The organism is Thermogemmatispora sp., from assembly GCF_019683755.1.
In the GTDB taxonomy this organism is placed as follows: Bacteria; Chloroflexota; Ktedonobacteria; order Ktedonobacterales; family Ktedonobacteraceae; genus Thermogemmatispora.
This window is the reverse complement of record NZ_JADGHT010000272.1, coordinates 1-6,518: the sequence shown is the minus strand read 5'-3', so window position 1 is coordinate 6,518 and position 6,518 is coordinate 1. Positions and strand designations below refer to the sequence as shown.

Below are 6,518 nucleotides of genomic sequence, written 5' to 3'. Positions count from 1 at the left end.
CGATTACCATATAGGTAAACAAGTGAAGCAAGGCTCCGGTAGCTGATAACTATCAGCAACGACAGATGCCGAGCGCTTGGCTGTGAGGGAGTTTAAACAGATAGAGAATTCGGAGGTGCTTCACATCTAATAGCTTTTACAAGCGCTTCAGAGTTGCAGTCTTAAGTAAGCTAACTAGAGGTAGATCCGTATTCCTGCCACACGCCACTAAGGAGGAGACTGATGAACATCGCTCTGCAAAAGAAGCAGCTGATCACCGTCCTTTTGCTGCTGGCGCTGGTCGTAGCTATCGCTCTCAGCCTGGCGATACTCGTCAGCAACCATGCATTCACTCACATTCTGACGACCGCTGGCAGCATTCCTCACTTCCTGTGGCGTAGCAGCCCTTGATTGCCTGATGGCTCTCTAGCCCAGAGAGCCACCTGATCAGGCCACCAGCGACGTTGCTCTGCAGCGTCGCTGAAGGGATGCCAAGCCTGAGACACGCTGGTCCTGCTGCTGGCATGGCCCTGGGGTGACCAGGGGAGTGACGACGAGCTACGGGCGCCGCCGGATGGCACCACAACCACCGATCCACCGGTCTGGTAGCTCCCGTCGCCCCAACAGCCTTTTCCCGCACCGGGCGCACTGGCCAGCACTACCAATAAGCCCACACGGGCAAACAACTCTCGCCTGAGAGGACGAGGATGCGACCAGGTTAAGATCAGGCAACCGATCGCCCCTCGTCCCTCTCAGAGTAACGTCCCTGAGAAAGGAAGCGGCTGATGTCTCACTTCGACTAATCAGCGCACCTTTATCGTCATCGTTGCCATCGTAGACACGGCGAGCTAGCTCAGGCCCCCGGCAGGGTGCCAAAGCCCGTGAGCCACCATACTACGGCTCCACCTATACGTAGTACCACCCTGGCTCACAGGCGCACCAGCCGCAACCTGCCTGGCCCGCCTGTCGATAAACGGGTCGGTTAGCCTCCCCCGGTCTGAACCCCTCGAAACCGCAGTGCTGACCGACCCTTTCTTCTCGTCAAAATCTCTCACGCCTATCCCCAATCATCTGAATCTCAGCCATAGAGAACTGATCATCTTTAGCTGGCACTCTTTTCCACCATAGAGCAAGCCTCGCCTGACAGATCACCCCTCATGAGCTATAATAAGAAACGCCGGTTGCTCGCGTAAAAAGATCGATCTTCCGCGCTGCTCACTAGCGGTCGCAGCCGCAGATCAGGTTGAAGCACCGATATTTATCGGGTAATCTTAGCTGTGATTCACTACTCCCTACACTTCAAGGTGCGGATTTCTTGGAACGCGCAGAGGAGGCAGAGGAGGGCCTGCCAGGGCCGATCTGTCCTACCCTTTGGTCATAGCCAAGCTGCAGCCCAGCTCATTGCTTATAAGCAGGCTCAGCCCATTCAACACATGAGATCGCACCGGCCTGGCCCTTGGCCAGGCACCGGCTTAGCCTCTTTCCTGCGACGGCCAACAGGGTGCCCTATGCGTCAGGCAAGTCGGGCTAGTTGACGAGGGAGCAACAGAGCACATGCGAGTAGTAACGATGGAGCCAGCAGATTCGCCTAAGCACCTGTGCCTTGGTTTCACTACACCCGCAGCACTCCGCTACTCTTCTGGCCAGCTCGCCGGCTTCGCACAGGTTGGGAAAGGCCCCGCTCTGCCAGCAAGTAGCCTGCTGCATCTGCCCTACATTACTAATCTTATCAACTACCATCATCCTCCCAGGCAGACATGCAGGCTTCCCTACGCAAGCGGATGCCGCCAGGCCTGGCCACGACCTGTACAGCCGCGAGCTGGCTCTCATCCGCTAAAAGCGCAGCCTGTAGGCAACTGTGTTCTCCCTACTCACACCGTCAAACGTCACCACAGCGAGACGTCTGCTGGTCATTCTTCTCCTGCGAGATTGTTCGGGACTGCTGGCCGCCTCCATCATTCCAACCCCAGCAGCAAGCTAGCATAGCGGCAAGGAGTGCGTGCGATGAACAGTAAGGTCACCTACTATCGTCAATACAGCTTTTGTGGTAAACCACAATGTAAAAAATGTCGCGAAGGCCGTGGACATGGACCTTACTGGTATGCTTATCGCAGCGAAGGTGGCCATGCCACACGCACCTACATTGGCCGCACTCTGCCACCAGAAGCTCTGGCCCAGAGTGAGCAACAGGAGATCGTGGCAGGCTTAGCTGGCCAATCTCCCCTGCGGCGTCTCTACCTGCTTGGTAGTTTCCGCCTGGAACGACTCACCGACGCACTACGAGCCACGCAACGCAGTGGTCGTCCCAGCCTGCAACCTGGTGGTCGCGCCCTCCTGGCCCTCCTTATCTGTAGCCCGGCCCGTCAGCTCTCACGCCACCAGGCCTTGACAACGCTCTGGCCCGACCTTGCCCCCTCAGAAGCCCAGCGGCGTCTCGAACGCGCTATCGCCAACCTACGCTATTGGCTTGTCAGCTCGCTCTCAGCGGCACTGGCCGCCGCTGCACCATCCTCCAACCCCGCATTGCTTCAGGAGAGCGAGGAAACACTCAGCCTGGCAGGACAACAGACCCTGTGGATCGATGCCGACGCCTTCGAGGAGATGCTCTCCCGCGCCTCCGAATGTAGCGATGAGCCACTCCGTGAAAGCCTGCTGGACGAAGCCGTGCGCCTCTACAAAGGAGACCTACTCGCCGGCTGGGCCGTTCCACCTTATCCCGCCCAGCTCGCCACAAGACGCGAAGCGCTGCGCAGGAGCTGGCGCCAAGCTCTGCTGACCCTCGTCGATCTGCGCCTTGCCCGCGATAATCTCACCGGCGCTCTGCCGCTGCTCGAACGCCTCCTAGCCTACAATCCCAGCGATGAAGAAGCACTTTCCCAGACAATGTATTGCCTGGCAGCCCTACGCCGCCGTAGCGAGGCCATTCGCCTTTATCAGCAGTTCCTCTCTACACATCAGGGGACCCCCTCCGAGCCGCTTCAGACTCTCTACCAGGCTATCTGCGCCAACCATCCTCTTTCTCGCCCCCAGCCAGCACCCGCTCCTCAACTGAGCCAGCCAGCCATCTCCCGAGAGAACCTTTCTACCTCCTCTCTCCCTCAGATCGGGCGCACCCATCGCAGTCCTCTGGTCGGACGTGATCAGGAGCTGACGCTCTTACGGCAACTCCTCATCACCACCGAGCAGCTCGCTACAACTGCCCTGGAGCAGTTGACCTCCACGGCCACGGCCACCGGCCCTACTGCAAATCGCAATGGTACTACTGTCACCTTGCCGCCAGTGGCTCAACGCCAACCCCAGTACGCTGTGCTGGTCGCAGCCCCCGGCCTTGGCAAAACTCGCCTTGCTGAAGAACTCAGTCGCGAGGCTCTGCAACGCCAATGGACCGTCATCTGGAGCCGCGTCTACGAGCAAGAAAGCGCCATTCCTTACCGCCTCTGGATTGAGCCATTGCGCAGTATTACCGCGCAAGACTTCTGGTTCACTCAGGAGATTCGACAGCATCCCGAAGTCTATGCCCCCCTCGGGGCAATCCTGCCTGAACTCTATGAGATCCTGCCTCCACCGCCCCCTCTACCACCGGAGCAGGAACAGCAACGCCTCAAAGAGGCCTTGCAAGAACTGCTCACGCGCGTCAGCAGGCAGGTTCCGCTTCTGCTTGTGCTGGACGACCTGCACTGGGCCGACGCCAGCAGTTGTGAGCTACTCGGCTACCTAGTGCGCCGCCTCGCCGGTCACCCGGTACTTTTCATCGGCACCTGCCGCGATAGCGATCTGGCCGCCAACACGGTGCTACAGACCCTGATCGCTCATCTGCAGCGCGAGCACGGAGTTATCAGGCTTGATTTGCCACCGTTGACCGATGAGCAGATCGCCCAGATCGTGAGCCATATGCCCCCCGTGGCCCTGCGCTTTATCCAAGCGCACGCCGCCGGTAACCCCTTCTTCGCTGAGGAACTGGCCCGCAGCATTGAGATGCAACTGCTTTCTCCCAGCGAAGGAGGCTTCCAGGCTAACCTGCAACGCCTACCAGAGACCATCACCGCCGTGCTCGATATGCGCCTCAACCGGCTGAGTCGTCACTGCCGCCGCCTGCTCAGTGACGCCGCTATTCTCGGCGGCTCCTTCGAGTTTGAAGCCCTCTGCGCTCTAGAGGCCAGCGACCCACAACCGTTCGATGAAGAGCGCGTCCTTGACCTGTTAGACGAGGCCCTGCAGGCCGGCGTCCTCACCGAGACGAGCAGCGGTAGCCATATCAGCTACCACTTCTGGCATCCGTTGCTTGCCAGCCATCTCTACGAAAGCATGTCAGCTATGAAACGTGTGCTACTCCACCGGCGCGCTGCAGAGATTCTGCGTCAGCTCTATACCGGCCATGAGGAGAAGGGGGCCGCCATGATCACCTATCACCTGGTAGCCGGCGGTGGCTCACCCGAGCAGATCGTTCACTACGCCTCGCTGGCAGCAGAGGCCGCCTACGCCCTCTCCGCCTACACCGAGGCGGCCCGCCTCTACCGCATCGCCGTCGAGCACTTCCCTCAGCTCAGCAGCTCCACTACGCCCGCCAACGGCAGGTCGGTCCTTCCCTATGACTATCGCGCCTATCTCCTGGGGAGACTGGCCGAATGCATCCGTATCCAGGGACATTACGCCGAGGCCTGTCAGCTCTATCAGCGCGCCTTTGATGTTGCACAGGAAGGCCAGGCCTACAGCCAGGATGATCCACTCTACCAAACCCAACTTGAGGCCCGCCTGCTGACTGAAATTGGTCGTACCTGGTTCTATATGAGCGATTTCGCCCGAGCACACGACTACTGCGATCGAGCTGCTGCCAGACTACGCGCCGCCGGCGTCGAAGGTGGCATGGCCTGGGCTACTCTGCGTTACCTGCGCGGCTATATCTATAATGACGAAGGTCGCTACCACGAAGCGCGTCAGGAGGGACAGGAAGCGCTCCGCCTTTTCGAAGCGCTCTACGCGCGCAGCTTCCAGACACGCACCGGTGACGGCCTAGCCATCTCGGACCCAGCCAGCACCGAGGAGAGGTCAGCACCACAAGCAACACGACCAGCCACTCCCCTGATCAGCGGTGATCCCATTGGCCTGGCCCGCACTCATCGCTTTTTAAGCACCTTGGAGATCAACACCGGACGTCATGAGCAGGCCTTGTATCATCTACAAGTCGCTCTCCAACTGGCCGAAGAACTTGGTCATAAACGAGAAATTGCACATATTTGCTGCAACATCGGTCATGTGCTGCTCCACCGTGCCGCCCATCAGGAAGCGCTTGCCTACTGCCGGCGCTCGCTAGAGTTGGCTGATGAAGTGGGAGACCTGCCGCTGATGGCGGTGGTTTTCAGCAACCTGGGTATTCTTGCAGAACGTACAGGCGATCTCAGCAGCGCCGAGCGTTACCTCAGGCAGGCCATTGCCCAAGGTGAGCAGGGGAAAGACCAGGTCTATGTGAGCTACTGGAACGGCTACCTAGCCAGCATTCTGCAGGCCCGAGGCCAGCTAAGGGAGGCCGGACAGGCCATCTATCAAGCTCTGACCATCGGACGCGCCATCAAAAGCAGCCCTTGCGTCAGCTCGGCTCTGGTCGCCTTGGCCCGCCTGCGCCTTGATCAGGCTCGTCTTTTGCAGACGAGTTTCTCCCAGGAGGCTGCTCCTGCATCTCAGCCAAAGGAGCCGGAGAAGCAATTTCAGCGCCTGCTGCAAAGGGCTCGTGCCGCCCTGCAGCTAGCCTTAGCCCAACCAGGCATCACCGCCGATGTTGAAGCTCAGGGGAAAACGACACTGGCTGAGGTCACTTTCCTGCTCGGCAACCACCATCATGCACAGATCCAGGCCCAAGCGATCCTTGAACAGGCGCGCACTACTGACATGATCACCGTGCAAGGCGAGATCCTAGCCTTGCTCGCCCGCATTTTTGCCCATGCCAACACGAGCGAGGCCATCACACGCGCAGAGCACTATTTTGAAACAGCCCTGCGCATTTTCCAGGAGCGAGGTATGCGGCGGCACTACGCCCGTACCCTGGCCACCTACGCTCAGCTGCTCTTGCAGCATCTCCCCAGACGCCAGAGCGAGGCCCTCAACTATCAACGCGAAGCCATCAACATCCTCAGTGAGTGCGGAGCTACCCTTGATCTCCTTCAACTGAGGAGGCCGCCCGCCTGAGCAACTAACCAGCAGCGTAGCCGCAACTCCTTCAAGAGCACGGTGGCCCGGCTTGCAGCGCGGAGCCGGGCCACTTATTTTCCATAGTTCCTCCTTCCTTCTAGTTCCTACTTTCGCCAGCAGTAGGAGGGATCAGGGCAGCAGGCACCAGAAGGCGTCACAGAGAGCAGTCCACCCTGAGCCGTCTGCTCCCAGCTATCCCTTACAAACCTCCCCGCTTTCTCCACTTGCCACCTACCCGCCAGTCAGAACCAGCCACGAGCTAGGGCAATAGTGAGCGCCAGCGAGAGAAACATCGTTACCGCCCAGAGCAGAACCCGATGATAATCATTGCTATCCGGCAAGGGAGGTAACTCCTC

Annotated in this window: 2 protein-coding genes; both read left to right on the top strand. The window is 59.3% G+C overall.

Features of this window, described 5'->3' with window-relative positions:
* The first annotated feature begins 222 nt into the window (after window positions 1-222).
* The gene (locus IRZ24_RS15310; protein ID WP_297165770.1) at window positions 223-390 is read left to right on the top strand and encodes a hypothetical protein; all 168 of its coding nucleotides are present in this window, start codon (window positions 223-225) and stop codon (window positions 388-390) included.
* Window positions 391-1,983: 1,593 nt separating this feature from the next.
* Window positions 1,984-6,159, top strand: a complete 4,176-nt coding sequence (locus IRZ24_RS15305; protein ID WP_297165767.1) for an AAA family ATPase — start codon at window positions 1,984-1,986, stop codon at window positions 6,157-6,159.
* Window positions 6,160-6,518: the final 359 nt, after the last annotated feature.